Annotated in this window: 17 protein-coding genes; 11 read left to right on the forward strand and 6 right to left on the reverse strand. The window is 59.1% G+C overall.

What is annotated here, in order from left to right; all coding sequences use genetic code 11:
- Positions 1 to 242 precede the first annotated feature (242 nt).
- From G505_RS0106640 to G505_RS0106660, 5 genes are all read left to right on the forward strand, one after another.
- A complete protein-coding gene (locus G505_RS0106640) occupies positions 243 to 566 on the forward strand; it encodes a cupin domain-containing protein (protein ID WP_028108865.1) in 324 nt (107 codons plus the stop codon).
- A gap of 75 nt (positions 567 to 641) precedes the next feature.
- Positions 642 to 1079: a tellurite resistance TerB family protein gene (locus tag G505_RS0106645; RefSeq protein ID WP_028108866.1), complete on the forward strand. Its 438-nt coding sequence runs from the start codon at positions 642 to 644 to the stop codon at positions 1077 to 1079.
- 62 nt (positions 1080 to 1141) lie between these two features.
- Positions 1142 to 1885 (forward strand): class I SAM-dependent methyltransferase, encoded by a 744-nt coding sequence (locus G505_RS0106650; protein WP_028108867.1) that lies wholly within the window; start codon positions 1142 to 1144, stop codon positions 1883 to 1885.
- A gap of 120 nt (positions 1886 to 2005) precedes the next feature.
- The gene (locus tag G505_RS0106655) at positions 2006 to 3001 is read left to right on the forward strand and encodes a hypothetical protein (protein WP_028108868.1); all 996 of its coding nucleotides are present in this window, start codon (positions 2006 to 2008) and stop codon (positions 2999 to 3001) included.
- Positions 3002 to 3172: 171 nt separating this feature from the next.
- On the forward strand, positions 3173 to 3373 hold the full coding sequence (locus G505_RS0106660) for a hypothetical protein (RefSeq protein WP_028108869.1): 201 nt from the start codon (positions 3173 to 3175) through the stop codon (positions 3371 to 3373).
- A gap of 22 nt (positions 3374 to 3395) precedes the next feature.
- Here G505_RS0106660 and G505_RS0106665 read toward each other — a convergent pair whose 3' ends face one another.
- The 3 genes from G505_RS0106665 to G505_RS0106675 all read right to left on the reverse strand — a co-directional run bounded on the left by G505_RS0106665 (position 3396) and on the right by G505_RS0106675 (position 7980).
- Entirely contained in the window at positions 3396 to 3959 is a 564-nt protein-coding gene (locus G505_RS0106665; protein ID WP_028108870.1) for a hypothetical protein, read from the reverse strand.
- A 232-nt stretch (positions 3960 to 4191) separates the two neighbouring features.
- On the reverse strand, positions 4192 to 7257 hold the full coding sequence (locus tag G505_RS0106670; protein ID WP_028108871.1) for a molybdopterin-dependent oxidoreductase: 3066 nt from the start codon (positions 7255 to 7257) through the stop codon (positions 4192 to 4194).
- A gap of 6 nt (positions 7258 to 7263) precedes the next feature.
- A complete protein-coding gene (locus G505_RS0106675) occupies positions 7264 to 7980 on the reverse strand; it encodes a 4Fe-4S dicluster domain-containing protein (protein WP_028108872.1) in 717 nt (238 codons plus the stop codon).
- Positions 7981 to 8536: 556 nt separating this feature from the next.
- Here G505_RS0106675 and G505_RS0106680 point away from each other — a divergent pair.
- Positions 8537 to 9133: a DJ-1/PfpI family protein gene (locus G505_RS0106680; protein ID WP_028108873.1), complete on the forward strand. Its 597-nt coding sequence runs from the start codon at positions 8537 to 8539 to the stop codon at positions 9131 to 9133.
- A gap of 27 nt (positions 9134 to 9160) precedes the next feature.
- On the opposite strand, the gene G505_RS0106685 is transcribed toward G505_RS0106680, so the two are convergent.
- The 3 genes from G505_RS0106685 to G505_RS0106695 are packed head-to-tail and all read right to left on the reverse strand — an operon-like array spanning position 9161 to position 11422.
- Positions 9161 to 9958, reverse strand: a complete 798-nt coding sequence (locus tag G505_RS0106685; RefSeq protein ID WP_028108874.1) for a DODA-type extradiol aromatic ring-opening family dioxygenase — start codon at positions 9956 to 9958, stop codon at positions 9161 to 9163.
- Positions 9959 to 9972: 14 nt separating this feature from the next.
- On the reverse strand, positions 9973 to 10920 hold the full coding sequence (locus tag G505_RS0106690; RefSeq protein WP_028108875.1) for a glutathione S-transferase family protein: 948 nt from the start codon (positions 10918 to 10920) through the stop codon (positions 9973 to 9975).
- 52 nt (positions 10921 to 10972) lie between these two features.
- A complete protein-coding gene (locus tag G505_RS0106695; RefSeq protein WP_028108876.1) occupies positions 10973 to 11422 on the reverse strand; it encodes a DoxX family protein in 450 nt (149 codons plus the stop codon).
- A 165-nt stretch (positions 11423 to 11587) separates the two neighbouring features.
- Here G505_RS0106695 and G505_RS0106700 point away from each other — a divergent pair, with 165 nt between their 5' ends.
- From G505_RS0106700 to G505_RS0106720, 5 genes are all read left to right on the forward strand, one after another.
- The gene (locus G505_RS0106700; protein ID WP_028108877.1) at positions 11588 to 12499 is read left to right on the forward strand and encodes a LysR family transcriptional regulator; all 912 of its coding nucleotides are present in this window, start codon (positions 11588 to 11590) and stop codon (positions 12497 to 12499) included.
- A gap of 265 nt (positions 12500 to 12764) precedes the next feature.
- The gene (locus G505_RS20770; RefSeq protein WP_035385147.1) at positions 12765 to 16475 is read left to right on the forward strand and encodes an ATP-binding protein; all 3711 of its coding nucleotides are present in this window, start codon (positions 12765 to 12767) and stop codon (positions 16473 to 16475) included.
- Complete coding sequence (locus G505_RS0106710) at positions 16468 to 17094, forward strand: condensin complex protein MksE (RefSeq protein WP_028108878.1); 627 nt, start codon at positions 16468 to 16470, stop codon at positions 17092 to 17094. Before G505_RS20770 ends, G505_RS0106710 begins: the two co-directional genes overlap by 8 nt.
- Positions 17094 to 18335, forward strand: coding sequence for a hypothetical protein (locus G505_RS0106715; RefSeq protein WP_028108879.1), 1242 nt, complete (start codon positions 17094 to 17096; stop codon positions 18333 to 18335). Before G505_RS0106710 ends, G505_RS0106715 begins: the two co-directional genes overlap by 1 nt.
- Positions 18332 to 19000 carry a DUF7281 domain-containing protein gene (locus tag G505_RS0106720; RefSeq protein ID WP_028108880.1) on the forward strand — a complete coding sequence of 223 codons (669 nt, stop codon included), beginning with the start codon at positions 18332 to 18334 and terminating at the stop codon, positions 18998 to 19000. The genes G505_RS0106715 and G505_RS0106720 overlap by 4 nt, the downstream gene beginning before the upstream one ends.
- Positions 19001 to 19199 lie beyond the last annotated feature (199 nt).

Consider the following 19199-nt stretch of genomic DNA (forward strand, 5'->3'; position numbering starts at 1 on the left):
CGGACAGGCCGCCAGAACGGGGAATTTTGGCAATTTTCCTTGCGTCATGTCCACCCGGATTCGATATTTGATTGATCTTAATCGACACTATTTCCATATGAATTAACTTAAACAACTCATTCTTATGATTTAATGCTTCAAACTTATGCGTTGGTCCGATCTCTTGGCCAAAACCCCTTATCTGTAAGGGGGATAGCGTTATGGGTCTGAAATGTGATCACGTGGTAAACGGATGGTGAATTGTGAAGAACCTGCTAACTGACATTCCCGAAATCTTAACAGCCGAGGTGTTTCAGACCATCATCGAGAATAAAGGGGTGAAAATTGAAAGAATTACCTCCTTGGGACAGGTGACGCCAGAGGGAGAGTGGTACGATCAAGCCGAAAATGAGTGGGTGGTGCTGCTTAAGGGGGGCGCCCGGTTGATGTTTGAAGATGGGCGGGAACAACACCTGGAGGCCGGAGATCATGCCTGGCTGCCATCGGGCTGCAAACACCGGGTCAGTTGGACCGATCCGCAGCAGCCAACCCTGTGGCTGGCGGTGCACTGGCCGAACGGAGAGTGAGCATTCAGACCGGCCTGAGGAACCAGTTTCAGAGGTCCGGGGTCCAAAACTGCATTAACACAGGAGTTTCTGCCCATGATAAATCGCCTTAAATCTCTGTTTTCTGACCAGGGCTCCGTCGCCGAAGAGTTGAACGTGGAGTTGGCCAGTACCGCTTTGCTGCTGGAGGTGGCCAGGGCCGACTCTCAGATCAGTCATGAGGAGAAGGAGGCGGTCTGGCATCTGGTCAAGGGGCTGCATCAGCTGTCCGATCGAGAAGCCCGCGATCTCATCGAGGAGGCACTGATCCAGACCGAGCAGGCCAATTCCATCCACAACTTCACCAACGTGGTGAAGAAGAACCTGCACCTCAAGCAGAAGATTAAGTTGATCGAGGGGCTGTGGCGGGTGGCTTACGAGGATAATGAGCTCGACCCCCATGAAGAGGCGATGATCCGCAAGGTGAGCGATCTGCTCTACCTGCGCCACAGTGAATTTATCCAGGCCAAGCTGGCGGTTACCGGCGAGCTGTAATCTGCTCCTTGAGTCGTCGACCCGCCTCCCCCATAATGCCTGCCTTCAATCTAGGGGGCGGTATGAGCGGCGAAACAGTTCTGTTTGATGGCAAAGATGAGTGGGGCCAGGTTCGGGTTATTGAGCAGGGGCCGCATCGCATCCTCAGTTTCGGCCCGGCCGATGAGCAGAGCCGTATCCTCACCAAGCAACCCTGGGTGCTGCAACACGACTACACCCGGGCCATGCTGCTTTCTCTGTTGTTCTGCCAGCCCAAGCGTGCCCTGGTGCTCGGCGTCGGCGGTGGCTGTCTTATCTCCGCCCTGGCCAATGCGGTCAAGGGGATCAAGATCACCGGGGTGGAACTGCGGCCCCTGGTCACCGAGATGGCCCTGACCCATTTTCGCCTGCCCCGCAGCAAGCGCATCGAACTGGTTCATCAGGAGGGCGCTGCTTTCCTGGCCGAGGGCAACCACAAGCGGGTGGACCTGCTGTTCACCGACCTCTACGGCGCCGACGCCGTCGACGATGTTCAGCTCAATGAGCGCTTTATCGATGATGCCGCCGCCCTGCTGAAAGAGGATGGCATGCTGGTGCTCAATTGTTGGGAGGAGCATCGTCACCATGAAGGCCTTAATCGTGCCCTGGCTCGCCACTTTCCGGTCTGTCACAGCTGCCCCACCGCCGATGGTAATCTGGTGATCCTGGCCGCACGCGCGCCCCAAACCCAGTCCCTGGCTCAGCTGAGAGACAAGGCCCAGCAGCTCTCCCCGAAACTGGGTTATCCCCTGACCGACAGCCTGGGGCGACTGGAGCCCTGGGGCTGATACGATACCGATCTGTTGATTGCGTTGATTGACCTGTGTTTTTGGGCTAGAACTAGTTGGCTCGCCGAAGGAGTTGGCGAGTTCCACTGAGGTTCTCTCAATACGGACAGGAGGTCTGTTATGCACGCCAAATGGTGGTACGTTAAGCCCAATCTGATCGACGGCTATGGTCCGCTTCTTCCCCCTTCAACGCCCATGGACCACGGAGAACAGCGCTTTTTCCGTGATGCCAATAAACTGCGCCTGACCGTTGAGGGCGCCTGGGTCCGCGACGACAAAGATGGCTGGCCCAAGGGCAGCAACGATCTGGTGATCGCCAGTCGTTTCCGCATCGGTAAAAAGCCCCCCATCACCAAGCTTCACCTCTACAAGCCGGATGTTCCGGAGAAAACCTGGGAGACGGTGGCATTTCATCCGGAGATTTTCGCCACCAACGACTTTCGTGAGGCCGATGGTGAAATCGCCCTGCAACTGAATGTCTATGACGAGGATGGCCTGCGGGATGACGCCCAGCAACAACTCAACCAGGCCCTCGACAGCTCAACCAGCGCCTTTGCCCTGGCGTTCCCGGTGTTTGCGCCCTATGCCAGCCTGACCGCCGGAGTCGGCAAGGCGATGGCGGCCCTGGTGGACAAGCTGGATGAGCACGATGAACTGATCAAGGGCAAGATCAGGCTGTCGGTGAACAAACCGGCGAACCAGCCGTTCGATCACCTGCAGCCCGGGCTGCTGGTGTGTTTTGCCTCGGACGTGGATGCCTCCTCGCTGATGCTGGGATCCGATCGCAAAATCTATTATCAGGATGGCGGGGTCCATAAACCCTATCAGGAGAAGAGTTATTGCGTTATCCGCATCGACAGGGATGGACCCAGTGCGCCTGAGTTTGAGATCAATCAGAGCATGGCCACCCTGCTGACCGAGATTGAGAAGGGCAAGGGCAGCAAGGGCACCGAGGCCCTGGTGCACCTGAGGGAAACCCTGGAAGCCTACACCACCTTCAAGCGGCTCAAACGTCACAATGAGCTTCAGGGCAAGGCCAGCCGCAGCGAAGAGGAGAATCAGCTGTTGGATGAGCTCAAATCGGATCCCAAACTGGCGCCCTACATCGGCGGCTAGGGGCGAAATCAGCTGTTTCAGGGGGCGCCGACCGGCGCCCATTTTTGACCCTGTCCGGGGTGTTAATCTGGGATCTGAGTCAGCCGGGAGGGCAAGAGGATGAAGCCAAACTAAACCACCATCAAACAGATAACCCTGGGCTGGCTGGCCTTCTGTTACCTTTTCTCCCTGATGCTTATCCCCATTTTTCCCTTGGTGACCGTGGGCTTCAGCCTGCCCATCGCCCTGATGATCATCTTGTTAGGTCCTGTCCTGTTTATGGTGCAGGGGGTGCTCATTGGCGCCATGGTGTGGCTGGGACTGAAGATGCTGGGGCGCCTGGCGCAGGCCATGGGAAAACGTGAGGCCCTAAATCGCATACTGGGCCAGTGAGACGCAGCAGAGTTGCGGCAAGTTACAGTGTGAGGCCGTGTTCCATATCCGCCAGGAAGCCGACCTCTTTTAGGTATTTGAGCTTTATCCTGTCGCACCTGGCCACAAGCTCATTGGCCATCTTCAGGGTGTTTATCACCTTGCGCATGTTGTCTCTGCCGGCTTTGTAGTCTGTGTAGTTATCCTCGTCATAGCAGTAATCCGCCAGCTTCTCCCAGAGGTCCCTCGATTTTTTCAACCCCTTGGAGACCGCCAGGCTTCGCTGCCTCAGCTTTGCAAAGGTGTCGGCGTGAGAAAACAGCTGTTGGCGATACAGCTCAAACACCGGAGTCATCTTGTCGGGGTTGTCTTGCCATGCCTGGGCCAACTGGGGTTCGGAGAAGTTGAACGAAAGAAACTGAAACTCCCGGTGCTGCTCCAGGCTGTGGTTGAAATCGGTCGAAAGGTCGTTGTAGCGCTGTTCGTACTTTTTGTAGAGTTCGGTGCCGGTATTCCAGTTTTTGTCTGTGCAGTAGATTTTCCCCCAGGAGGGGAAGGCGAAGAAAAACGCCACCATGATCAGGATGTGCGTTGAGATTCCTTTCATGTTCAATTGCCTTGATGATGTTTTCCATAGTCTACGGCAGAGCTCATCGGCTTTTACCGCAGTAGATCAAGGTCGATTCAGTCGGCGTCAGTTCATTCCCGCATCGGCGTCTGCCAAAGGGGAGGACTCCAGGCCTGGTTGGCCGAGACAAAAAAATCCGGAGCCTGGCTCCGGATTTTGCGTTAAGAGAATTGAACATCCCTGTTCAAGCCCGTTCTCTTAGACCTTGCTGTTACACTTTGCGGATGCCCACCGGGACACCATGACGGCAGGTGGAGCCGAAGGTGCGATCCCGGTAGAGGCTGGCGCCCTTGCGGGTGGGATCCACCACGTTGAAGGGGTTGGGGTTGATGCCGCCGCCACGCTCGGGCTCACCGGCAATCTCAGTGCCATCGATGCTGATGGCCTGGGCGCCGAACTGGCTGTGGCCGAAGCCGATGCCCACCGAGATGGTGCCTTTGGCCACGGTGTTGTCCGCCTGGACCACACCCTCCAGGGTGGTGCCCTTGGGAGACAGGACCTGCGCCCGGTCACCGGACTTCAGGCCATACTTGCCCGCATCTTCGGCGTTCATCTGGATGAAGTTGGCTTCACCCAGGGCGGTCAGCCGTGGCAGCTGGGCCGAGTAGGCGTTGCGCAGCTGTGGCTTGAAGGTGGAGAAGCTGAAGGGGTACTGCGCCTCACTCCAGTGATCCCGCACCGCAGAGCCATCCCAGAAACGGTCCACATCGAAGGTGGGCTGGCCATCCAGGTACTCGCCGGTGTAGGAGTCCTTCACCTGGGCCAGGGTCTCGTTGTAGACCTGGAACTGAACATCCATGCGGATGGCCGGATTGAGGAACTCACCGTCGTAGCGCTGCTCCAGCTGCTCGTAACGGCCGCCTCGGGTCAGCAAATACAGAGTCGGGCCCAGCTCCTCGGACTTGAGGCGCTTGGCAAACTCGCCCTGGATGCGGTCGACACTGGTGAACTGGATGTCCTCCTGGGTGGGGGAGGGCAGTACCTCACCGGAGTGAGCGGCGTTGGCAAACAGCGGTATGTACATATCCTGGGGCACATGCAGACCGTAGCGACGGCCCTTGGCGTCGGAGAAGGCGTCGTCGCCGAACCCGGGCAGGCCCAGGGTCTTGCTGACGTCGATGATGAACTGTTCCATGCACACCGGGTTGCCCTTGGCGTCCTTGACGGTCTTGGGTTCAATCACCGGCACCGTGGCCACGTCACCGACGTACTCACTGCCCCACATGCGCGAATACATCCACTGCTCATACTGCAGCAGGTCCGGCACCAGGTAGTCGGAGTAGACGTTGGTTTCGTTGATGTAGGGGTCGATGCCGACGATCAGCCCCAGCTGTCTGGGGTCGGTGATGGAGTCCACCACCTGGTCTTCCAGGCCTGAGCAGTTGTAGATGGGGTTGGTGGACCAGATGAACCACGCCTTGAACTGGAAGGGGTTGGCGTTGGCGTGGGCCACCAGCATCTCACCGCTGTTGTCCTGTACGAAGGTGTTGTTCCAGGGCTGATTGGCCGGATAGGGGTTCTCGCCCCGGGCCAGTTTAGCCTTGTACTCTTCACTCTGTTCGTAGTCGCCGGAGCGTTCGGCGTTGAACCCGACCGGCTCCACATGGTGGAAGTCATTGAGCTTGTACAGCGGGCCGTCGAAGATCTCATACATCATGCCGAAGCCTACGCCGGTCATGTGGTTCAGGCCGCCCTTGGCGTTGTGAGCCCCCACCATGGTAGCCAGCATCGCCTGGGCGAAGGTGCACTGTCCGCCGTCGGTGGCGTTACAGCCGGTGTTGGTTTCAATGGCCACCTGGCGGCCGTGGGAGGTGAACTCCTTGGCCAGCTCCTGAATTTTGGCCACCGGCACGCCACTGTGCTTGGCGTACGCCTCCAGGCTGTGCTCGTTGACCCGCTTCTTGAGCAGGGCGAAGGCGGTTTCCACATTGACCTTACTGCCGTCGGCCAGCTTGACCTCGCCCTGGTAGTAGAGACTGGCCTGCTGGTCGCTGTCGCTGGTCACCAGTTGGCCATCGCCCTCGCGGCGCACCATCTTCACTTCGTCGCTGCCCAGGCCCATCGCCTCGGCGGTGAGGAAGCGGTTGTGCAGCGGGTGACCCGGCTGCTTCACCACCAGGTAGGTGGCGTTGGTGTAGTTGACCTCACCCTGCTTGTCCGCCGCCGCCTGGCTTGGGGCCGCCAGGTAGTGTTTGCGGTAGCGCTTGTGGTTGATGATGTACTGCAGCATGCCGAACAGCAGGGCGGTGTCGCCGCCGGAGCGGATCGGCACCCACTCGCTGTTGTCCGCGTCGGTCTCGGAACTGAGGGAGCGCAGCAGCGGATCGATCACCACGTATTTGAAGTCCCCCCGTTCTGCGCGGGCCTTGGCCAGGCGGCGGGAGCCGGAGTTGAGGCTGTTGCCGGACAGGCCGGGGTTGGTGCCGATGAAGATGGCGAACTTGCAGTGCTCGAAATCTGTGATGGGCAGGGCGATCTCATCCACGGCGTCGAAGCAGCCCAGGGCCCAGCCTGCCACCTGCTGGTGACCGCAGTAGGAGTCCTTGTTGCCGACGTTGGGGGTGCCCCAGGCGCTGTGGGAGAAGCGATGCATGAAGTCCCAGCGGTTCGCCTGTTCGGTGGAGGTGGAGACCAGCAGCTGGTTCTTCACCGGGCCGAAGTCCGGGTAGAGGGGGTTGGCCAGCTTGGGGTTGGCGTGGATCGCCTTGAGACCGTCCACATGGCCTTCACCAAACAGGTTGCCCCCTTCGGTGACCTCCTTGATCATCTGCTCATAGGAGATGGTCTTCCACTTGTTCTCACCACGCTTACCCGCCCGCTTCAGGCACTGAGTGATCCTGTGCTTGTTGCTGAAGGCGTCCAGCACCGCGTTGCCGCGACCACACAGGGTGGCGGCGTTGTCCTGATTGTACTGGCTGGCGGCGGCCAGGCGGAACATCGCCTCCTTGGGCGGCACGGACATGCTGAAGGGCTCGGTGTTGCTGGTGAGCATATAGGGGTTGCCCCAGGCGCGCACCACCTGGTCGGTGGCCTCATCGATGCTGACCCGGGCGCCACAGACGTTGAAGCAGCCGTAACACTTGGAGAAGGCAAAGCGCTGCCCTTCGGCAGGTTTGATGGAGTTGCCGTCCACCTGGAACTCGGGTTTCAGGGAGGTGGGGGCGAATTTTTCCAGCGCCTTGTCGCTGGTGGGGGTCTCAGCCTGTGCTGCCTTGGCGGCGCCGGAGGCGGAGAGGGCCGCGACTGAGCCGGCCTTGAGGAATTGTCTACGATCCATAATGGGTTACCTCTGCCACGCTTGGGGGAATTTCAGGCTGAACTGGGCGTTGCTCTCCGCTTCGGTCAGGCCGATGTAGAACACATTGGGGTGGGTGTTGTTGGCCGCCTGGAGGACCAGAGGGTTCTCCTGCTCCAGCACCTTGGCGATCTCGCTGCCCTTGTCGTTGATGTCGCCAAAGATGCGGGCGCCACCGGTACAGGTGGTGACACAGGCGGGCAGCAGGCCACGGGCGGTGCGCTGAACGCAGAAGTTGCACTTGTCCACCGTACCTGTGTTGGAGTTGACGAACCGCACTCCCTCGTAGGGACAGGCTTCGATGCACATCTCACAGCCGATGCATTCGGTGGAGTCCACCACCACGATGCCGTCCTGTTCACGCTTGAAGGTGGCACCGGTGGGGCAGATTTCTACGCAGCTGGGCTTGTCGCAGTTGTTGCACAGCAGCGGCAGGTTGAAGGCGTAGGGTTTGCCCTGAACCTCTGAGCTGGCCTGGTAGACCGCGGTGCGGTTCTCCTTGGGCAGGCTGCCGTTCTCGTTACCGCAGGAAACCACGCAGGCCTTGCAGCCGTTGCAGCGGCGCAGGTCAATGACCATGGCCAGGTGTTTGCCACCCTTGGTACGAATGGCGGCCACCGCGTCGGCGGCGGAGATAAAGGAGAGAGAACCGACGCTCAGGGCTCCCCCCGCCATCAGTTTCAGTATCGATCTTCTATCTAACATGGTTCGCTCCTGATGGTATTTCTTAAGGAGAAATACTCGCATGTGAGATCAGTTGCGCCGATTTAATATAGAGGCACAATAGTTTGGTTTCTTAGAAAACTCTCTAAGGGACGTAGAATGAATTGGTTTAATTCACTCGTTGGAATCAGTATATGTCTGGAAAATTTAATTATGGTGTGAGCCCCATCACGCCAAGATTTTGAATTTTTATAATTGTGAATTTCAGGCCGAATTTACCCGGGCGGGAAATGCATTTTCTGTATCCCGGCAAAAGGCGTTCTTTGATGTATCTCTTTGTTAATTATTGGTTTTTGTCGAGCCTTATTGTGGATGAAAAGAGATTGCAATAAAGTGGGAAAAGCAATTTTTGATTTGCGGGAAATATATCTCCATTCGGTTATTACATCCATGTCATTATATCCCGGGTCGATATAGGTCATTTGTGGTGTGGCAGGTAGACATCTTTTCTCTTACCGCCAATCTTTTGTGCATTCACTCCCGTTTTTCTTTTCGGCCCTGAGTAAACTGGCTCAATGAACTGAATCCGAGAAAAATGATGAAAAGAGTGATGCTGTTCCTCTGTCAGGGGTTGGAAGAACTGGAGGCGGCGGCCTTCACCGATGTTTTCGGTTGGACCACCACTTACGGGCTGGAACCGGTGGAGCTGGTGACCGTGGGACTGAGACCTAAGGTGCGCTGCGCCTGGAACTTCACCATAGAGCCCCAGAGCCTGCTTGATGAGGTGGACCCGGACAGTTTCGATGCCCTGGTGATTCCCGGTGGGATGAGTCGCGCCGGCTTTTACGAGGATGGCTATGATGAGCGGCTGCTGCAGCTGATTCGTCGGTTCCACCACAGTGATCGCTGGGTGGCGTCGGTGTGCGTCGGTGCCCTGCCCATGGCCAGGGCGGGTGTGCTCCAGGGGCGCCGGGCCACCACCTACCAGTTCAGCGAAAAACGCCGGGCCCAGCTCAGGCAGATGGGGGCGCAGTTGTGCGATCAGCCTGTGGTGGAAGACCGCCGGCTGATCACCTCGCAAAATCCGGCCACCGCGGTGCCCGTGGCTCTGCGGTTGGCGGAGGTGCTTACCTCCAGAGCCAATCTGGAGCGAATTTGCGAGGGGATGGGCTTCTCGGTCCCCGAGCCTCTCTGATCGCCGGATTGCCTTTGGCGCCCAGTTTTACCACAGGTAGAAACTGGCGCGCTTGCCGAGGACCGCCAGTTCATGGTGCTCGAGGGCGGCGGATTCAGTGACGCCGTAACAGACCATCAGGGGCAACAGGTGCTCCTCCCTGGGGTGACAGAAGCGGGCGCCGGGGGCTTGCTCCCAGAGGATCAGCCGCTGACGCCGCTGGGATTCACTCAGTCTCGAGCTGGTGCAGGTTTCAATCAGCCAGTGCTCGAAGGCGGCATTGGCCTGGTCGGCGCCCCCCTGATCTTTAGCAAAGAAGGCGCGCATGTTGTGGAAGGAGAAGCCGGAGCCCACCACCAGCACCTTGCCATCCCCCAGGCCACTGAGGGCACGCCCCATCTCGATGTGCTGCGCCGGGTCCAGACTGTGGTTGAGCGACAGTTGCACCACCGGGATGGTCGCCTCCGGAAACAGGATGCTCAGGGGGACAAACATGCCATGGTCAAAGCCCCGCGTCTCATCCAGTTCGGGCGACAGCCCCGCCTGTCGGAGTTTTTGGTGGAGCTCCCTTGCCAGCTCAGGGGCCCCCGGAGCCGGATACTGAATCTGGTAGGCCCGCTCGTCGAAGCCATAGTAGTCGTAGATGAGACTTGGTGAGGCCGCCGAGGTGATGCTGGGCCTGTCCGCCTCCCAATGGGCACTGACCACGACTATGGCCGAAGGGGGCGCCATGGTCTGGGCGATCGCCTTCAGTCTGTCCACCATCTGCCGGTGGCCGGGGTCGCCCAGCAGCGGCATGGGACCGCCGCCGTGGGAGAGATAGAAACTGCGGTACTGTCGGGTCATGGCCGGTTCCATCCTTACAGTGAGTGTGGGCCCAATGGCACGATGCCGCCGGGATTCAGGGCTTTGACCGAGTAGTAACCCGCCTTGATGTGGTCCAGATTGACGGTGTCGGCCACCCCCTCCAGGGCCAGAATCCGCCGCAGATAATGCCGCAGCCTGGGCATGGCGCTCAGGGTGTTGCGGTTGCATTTGAACAGGCCGTAATAGGCGGCATCGAAGCGCACCAGGGTGACAAACAGACGCAGGTCCGACTCGGTGAGTGTGTCGCCAAACAGGTAGGGACGGCCATCCTCCAGCCGAGTCTCCAACTGGTCGAGCATGGCAAATACCCTGTGGTACGCCTCCTCATAGGCCAATTGGCTCGAGGCAAATCCCGCCTGGTAGACGCCGTTGTTGAGCTCGGTGTAGAGCTGGGTGCTCAGGGCGTCTATCTCGCCGGCCAGGGGCTGGGGATAGAGATTCAGGCTATTGCCGGTCAGGTGGTCGAAGGCGCTGCCGAGCATGCGGACGATGTCCGCCGACTCGTTGTTCACCAGGGTGTCTGTGCGCGTGTCCCACAGCACCGGCACCGTGGCCCGGCCGGTGTATTGGCTGTCGGCCCGACTGTAGAGCTGGTGCAGAAAACGGGCGCCGTGGAGGCTGTCCTCGGTGGCACCGGGGTAGCCACCAAACTGCCAGCCCTGGTTGCTCAGCCTGGGGTCGACCACGCTGACGCTGATCAGCTTATCCAGTCCTTTCAGCTTCAGGGTCATCAGCACCCGGGATGCCCAGGGGCAGATGTAGGCCACATACAGGTGATAGCGGCCGGCTTCGGCCTTGAAGCCTCCCTTTCCTGTGGGCCCAGGGGCGCCATCCGGGGTTATCCAGTGGCGGAAAGAGGAGGTCTGGCGGATAAAGCGCCCTTCATCGTCCTGGCTCTGTACCGGCTGCCAGTCCTCTGTCCAACGTCCATTGATTAACATGCTGCGCTCCTTAAAGAGTTGAGGCGGGCCGGGCCCGCCACCGTCATCGGTCTCAGCGATTGAGCTTCTGGGCAATCAGGTTGTCCAGGGCGAGTCGGCCGCCTCCCTGAAGGGTCAGGGCCAGGCTGATGACCGCCAGTGTCAGGGCATATTCGTAGCCGTTGTTGCTCATAAACAGGCCGTTGCCGATGTGCACGCTGAACATGGCCACCAGCATGGTGAAGGCGGACACGGCGGCGGCGGGACGGGTCAGCAGTCCCAACACCAGGGCCAGGCCACCGAAGAACTCGGCACTGCCCGCCATCAGGGCCATCAGGTAGCCGGGTGCCAGGCCGATGCTGGTCATCCACTGACCTGTGCCTTCCAGGCCGTAGCCGCCAAACCAGCCAAACAGCTTCTGGGCACCGTGGGCAGCCAGGATCAGGCCGGTGGGCACACGCAGAATCAGGGCGGCGTTGCCGGCGGTGGAGTCGAAAAGGGATTTCACAAAGGGGCTGTTCATAATCTGTTCCTCAGGTTTGGGTCTGGGTGACGAGGCTGACGGTTTGCCTCGACTGTTGGGAACACTTTAACTCTCGCCGCATAAGTGATATATGCCTTGCCTGTTGTGTTATTATCAATGCTGCGTGGATAATTGGTCGAGATTGAATCAAGCAAGGGTGGCGACATGGACAGACTGGAAGCGATGCGCACCTTCGTGGCGGTGGTCAGCGAAGGCGCTTTTACCCGGGCGGCGGAGCGGCTGGGGCACTCGCCTCAGTTGGTAAGCAAATACGTGTCGCAGCTGGAGCAGCGGCTGGGCAGTCGGTTGCTCAACCGCACCACCCGCAAGGTCAGCCTGACGGAGGCGGGGCGGGTCTACTACCAGCGGGCGCAACAGGTGCTGGCGGAGATTGACGAGATGGAGAGCCAGCTCGGCGATCTGCAGCACAGCCCTAGGGGGCAGCTGCGCATCAGCGCCCCGGTCTCCTTTGCCAGCCGCCACATGGCCGGGTTGCTGTGCGATTTTCGCAGGGCCTATCCCCAGGTGCAGATCGACCTGCACCTCAACGATCGCCGGGTGGACATCGTCGAGGAGGGGTTCGACATCGCCCTGCGCATCGGTCAGTTGCAGGACTCGTCGCTGATCGCCCGGAAGATTGTCTCCATCAACCTGGCCTGGGTGGCCTCTCCCGGTTATCTGCAGGCTCACGGCACGCCGCAGAGCCCTGAACAGCTGGCTGACCATCAGTATCTCAACTACAGCTACAGCGACAACAGTCAGCTATTTGGCAAGGGTGCTGGCGCCCTGGTGCAGCAGCATGGCATCAGCTGCAACAACGGTGACGTGCTGGTGGAGGCGGCGGTGCAGGGGGCGGGCATCGCCCTGCAGCCCACCTTCATCGCCGGCCCGGCCATCGCCGACGGCAGGCTGGTGACCCTGATGCCGGAGCACACCCCTGCCCCCATGGGGCTCTATGCGGTGTACGCCCACCGTCAGCTGCTGGCCAGCAAGGTGCGCAGCTTTATCGACTTCATGGACGGCTATTTTGGTTCGCCCCCCAGCTGGGATCTGGGGCTTTACTCCAGGGACAGCTGAGCATCGCCGATCGGGGGGAGAGGAGCTCAATAACCCCGAATCCGGGTCACTCTCCACCGAGGTTGAGGACCGCCTTGGGCCTCAGTTCAGTGCAATCCAAAGCCCTCACAGGCCCGGCTTCGGCGCAAACTGATCAAAACAGAGTCAGTTGCGCCTTCAAACCCAGTGCTGGCGCGGGTTGTGTATTGTCGCTGGCGCACTGCTGCGGTACTCTAAGCCGTTTCCATTTTGAATAATTTCACGCTCCCGGAGATAAGGTATCCCTATGAGTCAAGAGGCGTTTCGACTGCGTCGCATCATCATCATCGACAGTTTCTGGAAGGGAAAGGTCAATGAGATCGATTTCGACGGCCACACCCAGCTCGAGGGAACCAACGGCGCCGGCAAAACCTCACTGATGAGGCTGTTGCCCCTGTTCTACGGCATGCGTCCCGGCGACATCGTCTCCAAGGTGGATCAGGCGAAGAACTTCGTCGATTACTACCTGCCGCGGGAATCCAGCATGCTGGTGTACGAATATGAGCGCGTGGAAGCCTACCAACACCATATCTGCTGTATGGTCGCCAGCAGCACCTCGGGTCGCACCATCCAATATAAGTTGTTTGATGCCCCCTACCAGCAGGACCACTTCATCGGCCCGGATCATCGCCCCTACAAGATGGCGGAGATCGAGCGTAACTATGGCCGCAACTGCTTCAAGTCCAACTATCTGAACGTCGCCAAGTACCGCCAGGTGATTCAAAACCTGAGGGAGGGGCGCACCAGCAGTGACGTACGCGAGCTGCAGCGCCGTTTTGCCTTCAGTCAGAATCCCATGCCCCATGTGGATAAGGTGGTCAATGGCACCATCGAGAAGAACCTGGATTTCGATGCGGTAAAGAAGATGCTGGTGGCGATCACCGCCGACTATCTGGCTCGGGGTCAGGCAGGGGATCACCGCGAGCCGATGCAGCTCAACAAGGATGAGATTGGCAGCTGGCTGTCGGACATTCAGGCCAGTCGTGAAGTCCATGGTATCTCAGAGAAGATTGCCCGCTGGCAGGGCGAGTTCAGCGAACTGGAGCAGCATCTGAATCAGCTCAGTCATCTGTATGCGCTGCTGAAAACCCAGCAGATCGAGCTGGATGAGCAGCAGCAGCAGCAGGGCGACGCCATCAAGGTGATTCGGGACAGCCTTAAGACGCTCAAAGCGGATTACAACCGACAGCGTGATGAGCTGCAGGAGCAGCTGACCACGGCCCGCGATGATCTCAAGGCCAAGCAGCAGGAGTGCGACCGCCTGGATGATCAGAAAGCGGATTTTGATGACGACGATGCCGCCTCCTATCAGTTGAAAGCGGATGAGAAGCACCGCTTGACCGCCGAGTTGCAGGACGTCGAACAGATCCTCTCCAGCCTCGAAGGGGACGTCGCCAAAATCGCCGACAAGTATCGCGATCTGCTGCACAAGACCGAGCTTCAGCTCTCGAAAGGGGAGGGGGAGATCAACGCCCGGCTCTCCAGCATTCGCGAGAAAGCCAGCGAGCGTCTCAGCGAGATCGATGCAGGCTATCAGCAGAAGCGCCGTCAACTGGAGCAGGCTCAGGACAGCCGGGCCCTGGAGCTGAAAGAGCAGCTGATGACCGAACAGCATAAGCTGAGGATCAACCGCGACAGCCGCGCCAACCCCCAATCGGATCCTGAGATTGAGCTCGCCCTGCAGCAATCCCGTCAGCAACTGAGCGAAGCGCAGTCCCATCGCAACGAACACCTGATGGCCCTGGCGCAGATCGCCAAGCACCTGGGTGAGCTTGAGCGTCAGCGGGATCACCAACTGTCCACCCGTGCCGCCGAGCATAAGCGTCTGCAAGAGTTGCAAGCTCAGCGAGACACCCTGTCACTGCAGCTGAATCCCAACCCTGGTTCCCTGCAGCAGTTTTTGGCCGAGCAGAGCGAAGTGGGTGAGTGGAAGCAGACCATAGGCTGTCTGCTCTCTCCGCAGCTGCTGGCGCGCACCGATCTGAACCCAAGCTGGAGTGGCGAGGGGCTCGAGAGCCTCTATGGCGTGCGTCTGGACCTGGCGCCCCTGCAGCACAACAACCCCCTGGCTCGCAACGAAGCTCAGCTGAAAGAGCAGTTGGCGGAGTTGGACCAGCAGGTGGAAGCTCAGAAGCAGCTTAATGAGCAGCAAGACCAGTTGCTCAAGGAGATGGGCAGCACCATTGCCGAACAGCAGCAGAAGCAATCGGCGGCTCACCAGCAGGAAGGGCGGTTTGCCAGTCAAATAGATCAGCTGCAACAGCAGCTTGAGCGTCAGCAGCGGCTGCGCGACGACAGTGTGAAGCAGAAGCTGGCGGAGCTCGACCAGGAAGCGGAGCAACTGCGCAAACGCATTACCCAGCTCGAGCATCAGCAAGCGGAGCAAGTGGCGCAGGCTCAGGAGCAGCAGCACGAGCTGCACAACCTCTCCATGGAAGCCCGGGCGGACGTGGAAACTGAGCGCGACAGCCAGATGGAGACCCTGAGTGAGCAACTGCTCACTCTGCAGGAAACCTGCGCCGAGCGCCGCAAAGATTACAAGCGCCAGCAGAAGCAGGCTCTGGAGCAGGTGGATCCCGATGGCGAGATTGACCGTCGTCACCAGCAGCGCAAACAGCTGAACGCCAAGCTGATGCGTTGCACCGAGTTTCAGCAGAAAGCCAACGATTACCGCTTCTTCCTTGAGCAGCAGTTCTGTCACCGCGATCAGCTGGGCCAGCAACTGATGGACCTGCAGCAGCGGGTGTCACAGCTGGACAATACCCAGAGCAAACTGAAAGCGGACTTCGACAGTCACTACGGCAAGCAGGATAACGACCTGGGCAAGCTGAAGGAGAAGCAGGAGCGTACCCTGGAGCTGCTGGACCACATCGGTAGGGCGAAGACCAGTTGTGAAGCCCTGGAACTGGACGCGGCCATCGACCCCAACCTGCCGGTGTATCAGGCTCAGCTGCTGCCGGAATTCGTTAAGCAAAATCAGCAAAAATTCAGCCAGTTGGAGAAGAGTCTCAACCGTGAGATCACCAACTTCTCCAGCACCCTGCGAACCAAGCATGGCAAGAGCAGCCTGTATGAGTCCTGGGTGAAACTGGTGGCGGACAACGACCACCATCAGGGCTGTGAGGCGGTACTCAAGTATCGCGACCCCATCGGCGACCTGCTGGCCAGCGCCGGTCAGCTCAAGGCTTCCACCAGCCTGCTGATTCAAACCAATGCGCAGATGATCAATGAGTTCTACCAGCACTTGGAGAATTTCGACCGCCGCATCAAAGCCGTGGGGCGCCGCCTGTCTGAGCGGGTCACCAAGCTGGCTCAATTTGAGGCCTTTGCCGAGATCAGCGTGGGTACCGTCACCAAACTGGATCAGCTCGAATACTGGAGCCCACTGCAGAGCTTCTCTGAGCGCTACCTAATGTGCAAAGACAAGCTGCAAGACATCAACAGTGACATCCCGGAAGAGCTTATCGAAGCGATGCAGTCTCTGGCCCGGGTACTCCCTGCAGAGGGGGTGCAGCTCGAGCACAACGACCTGTTCGATCTTGAGTTTGTCATCACCGAAAAGGGCCAGGTGAAACGGGCCCGCAATGCCAGACAGCTGAAGAAGGTGAGCTCCACCGGCCTCTCCTACCTGGCCATGTTGTCTCTGTTCGCCGGCCTGCTGGCGATGCTCAGAGGCGACAGCAAGCACCCCAGTTCCATTATCCTGCCGGTGGATGAGCTGGGCGAGCTGGCGGCGGAGAACATCAAGCTGCTGCTGACCATGTTCGATGACAACGCCATTCAGATTCTGTCCGCCTCTCCGGCGACCGACCGTCAGGTACTGGCCCTGTACAAGAACCACTACAAACTCAAAGACAGCAAGATCTATCAGGCCTCGGTGCCCATGTCCAAGCTGGAACAGCTGATGGCGTCCCGCGCCGCGGCCAAGCAAACTCAAGAGGCGGCTACTCATGTTTAAGCACACAGTGGAAAAACTTCTGGCCGGTGACGTGATCTGCCAAACCGCCTTTGCTGACGAGTATGAGTACCTGCAGTCAGAAGCCAATCGACTCAAGGTGGATGAGTTTCTGCAGCAGCTTGAGCGCAGCCTCACCCACTTTGAGACCGCCGATGCCTTCTACTGCACCTACAACAGCGTCGATGACAGCAACCGCAAGAAGATCAGTGAGCTGTTCAGCAGCATGCGCAGCCATTTCCGGCCCTTGGTGGAGTGGCTGGATATGCTGCTGCAGGCCACCGGCAGTGATGCGCCTCTGAGAGCCAAAGACAGCATCAAGTTTACCTCTCTGCTGGAAGCCTTTGAGCACGACCAGACTCTGGCGGAGCAGTTGCGTCGCCTCACCAACATGGTGCCCTTTAAAACCTCGCGGGTGGAGCTTCGGGATCAGTTGGGTACCGTGTTCCAGCGCCTGGAGGAGATGGGGTACCTGGTGCGCCACGCCCAGGGCAGCAACAGCTACTATGCGACGGCTCGTTTCGATCTTATCTACCTGCTGATTGAGTTTCTCAACGACAGTGAGAAGCTGGAACTGCCGGAAATACAGCCTGAAGATCCACAGGCGGAGCTGCTGCTGTAATGGGCCTCTACGACCGCGAACAAGTCGCCAAACTGCTGCGGCAAATTGGCCAGGCCGATGAGCTGCTCAGTGCCGCCTATGTGGATGGCAGCATCAGCAGTCGCAGTGACAACGACAGCCAGCTGCGAGCGCTGCACAAAGCCAAGCTGCTGCGCCCGGAGGAGGACCTCGGCGACTATCGTCTGACGTCGGATCTCAAGCGCCTGCTCAATAAGCTGCTGCGCCATCAGAGCAGCTACCGGCAGCTGACCGACATGGGCAAGGTGATGGACGCCCTCGAGGACGCCACCCACGATTATCGCAGTTCCTATGAAACCGATCAGTGGGACGACGCCGAGCACTATCTGGACCAGTTTGATGATCTGGTGTTCGAGGCCAGAGACAGCCTCAACAACAGTCTGGACAACATGCACTACGCCATCTCCAGCCAGTTCGGTTTTGTGGCGACACTGAATGCCAAGGTGCGCGAGAACGAAAAGGCGCTGGCCTACGCCCAGAAGCTGCTCAATGAGCTGCAGCAGATCGACCCTGAGATCTGTTATGACTGGATCTTCGACTCTGCGCCCACCGAGTTCGCCCGCAAGGTTACCGGCTTCGTACGCTGGTACCGCGACGCCCTCAAGCGGCTGGCCCACGTGATCGACAAGATGCGCCAGAGCCTGTTCCGGCTGCGTCGTCAGGTGAAACAAGCCAATCAGCTTAAGGGGATGGCCCGCTTCCTTCGTCAGCACCCTGAGTATCAACTGTCGGAAGAGCTGCCCTTCAGCGAAACCCTGCCTCAGGCACTGAGACTGTCGCCGCCGCTCACCACTGGGGGCCACCCCGATGTGCGCAGCAGCGCCCAGGAGGAGTCCCTGGTTGCCATTGTTCAGCACCTGCGCAAGCTCAGCCAGGCGGCGCCGGAAGTGCGGGGTCGAGAGGGTGTCGAGGTGGAATCTGACGCGTTGGAGATCCTGGGTTACATCAGTGACTGGGCCCTGGATGAGGTGGAGAGTTACTTCGAGCAATCCCTCGAGACCTCACTGAGCGCCCTCGACTACTGGCAGAAGCGCCAGAGCCACTGGATGGAGCAGGGCTGGCAACTGGAGCCAGAACCCTGGATTGAGTTGGTGTTTGGCTACTACTGCAGCCTGAGCATCGACCTGCAGCGCAGCCTCGATCTTGAGCTGGAAGAGGCGTTGGTCGATGGCACCAACAACAACTTTACCTACAGCAACATCACCGTGGGTTTGCGTTCATGAGTGACAGCCGCCCGGATCGCATCACCCAGGCGGGACGCTTTAATGATGAGAAGCGCGGCAGCGCACCGGTTAAGGCGGACATGGTGCTGGTGAATGCCCTGGGCAGTTTACAGCTCAACGGGGAGCGTTACCCCGTGCTCCCCTTTGCCGGAGCTGGAAGCTTGATTGATCAGCGTTTTATCGACTCGGTGGAACACCCGGCTCTGGTATTGGTGGAGAACCTGTCGGTGATGACCGCCTTGCCCAGGTTGTTGCTGCCGGAGCCCCTGAGCGATGCACTCTTCCTCTATCGCGGGGACATGAAGGACACCTCCAACTCGGCGGCCAGCAAGGCGTTTGCGCGATTGTCCTGCCCGCTTAAAGTGGTGTTTGCGGATTTCGACCCCAAGGGGGTGGAGATTGCCCTGACGTGCGGGGCTGAGCAGGCGTTGTTGCCCGAGCAGCAGCAGTGGCCGCTTATCTGTGATGCCGGCTGGAGATCCCTCGAGGGGCCGGAGCAGCGCTGGCAGAACCAAAGGGATGCCAGAGTTGGCCTGGGCGAGCGGGCGGCAAAACCCGAGTGGGTAGATACAGCGCTGTCCACCATGGGCCGCTTCGGCCAGACCCGTACCCAAGAGCACCTTATTGCCCACCAAGTGCCACTGGCACTCTTTCCCCTCTCTTAGATTTCAAAACCCCTAAGTTCCGCCTGCTTCCCAGAGCTGGTGACGAACGGCGCAATCCAGCGGCTCTGCTTTTGATTGTCATTGTGGCGAAGGCCGTAGTCCAGTGGCTTTGATGTTGACCACCGACCTCTTTCAGAGAACCCCACTTTCGCTGCCATCCCATCTTGGGCCAATCCTTGCTTAGCTATACTCATCCTCT

The sequence above is a fragment of the Ferrimonas futtsuensis DSM 18154 genome (assembly GCF_000422645.1).
Lineage (GTDB): Bacteria > Pseudomonadota > Gammaproteobacteria > Enterobacterales > Shewanellaceae > Ferrimonas > Ferrimonas futtsuensis.

Coding starts and splice junctions, on each gene's coding strand:
- G505_RS0106645 (WP_028108866.1), top strand. CDS start 642: ATGATAAATCGCCTTAAATCTCTGTTTTCTGACCAGGGCTCCGTCGCC.
- G505_RS0106650 (WP_028108867.1), top strand. CDS start 1,142: ATGAGCGGCGAAACAGTTCTGTTTGATGGCAAAGATGAGTGGGGCCAG.
- G505_RS0106655 (WP_028108868.1), top strand. CDS start 2,006: ATGCACGCCAAATGGTGGTACGTTAAGCCCAATCTGATCGACGGCTAT.
- G505_RS0106660 (WP_028108869.1), top strand. CDS start 3,173: ATGCTTATCCCCATTTTTCCCTTGGTGACCGTGGGCTTCAGCCTGCCC.
- G505_RS0106665 (WP_028108870.1), bottom strand. CDS start 3,959: ATGAAAGGAATCTCAACGCACATCCTGATCATGGTGGCGTTTTTCTTC.
- G505_RS0106670 (WP_028108871.1), bottom strand. CDS start 7,257: ATGGATCGTAGACAATTCCTCAAGGCCGGCTCAGTCGCGGCCCTCTCC.
- G505_RS0106675 (WP_028108872.1), bottom strand. CDS start 7,980: ATGTTAGATAGAAGATCGATACTGAAACTGATGGCGGGGGGAGCCCTG.
- G505_RS0106680 (WP_028108873.1), top strand. CDS start 8,537: ATGAAAAGAGTGATGCTGTTCCTCTGTCAGGGGTTGGAAGAACTGGAG.
- G505_RS0106685 (WP_028108874.1), bottom strand. CDS start 9,958: ATGACCCGACAGTACCGCAGTTTCTATCTCTCCCACGGCGGCGGTCCC.
- G505_RS0106690 (WP_028108875.1), bottom strand. CDS start 10,920: ATGTTAATCAATGGACGTTGGACAGAGGACTGGCAGCCGGTACAGAGC.
- G505_RS0106695 (WP_028108876.1), bottom strand. CDS start 11,422: ATGAACAGCCCCTTTGTGAAATCCCTTTTCGACTCCACCGCCGGCAAC.
- G505_RS0106700 (WP_028108877.1), top strand. CDS start 11,588: ATGGACAGACTGGAAGCGATGCGCACCTTCGTGGCGGTGGTCAGCGAA.
- G505_RS20770 (WP_035385147.1), top strand. CDS start 12,765: ATGAGTCAAGAGGCGTTTCGACTGCGTCGCATCATCATCATCGACAGT.
- G505_RS0106710 (WP_028108878.1), top strand. CDS start 16,468: ATGTTTAAGCACACAGTGGAAAAACTTCTGGCCGGTGACGTGATCTGC.
- G505_RS0106715 (WP_028108879.1), top strand. CDS start 17,094: ATGGGCCTCTACGACCGCGAACAAGTCGCCAAACTGCTGCGGCAAATT.
- G505_RS0106720 (WP_028108880.1), top strand. CDS start 18,332: ATGAGTGACAGCCGCCCGGATCGCATCACCCAGGCGGGACGCTTTAAT.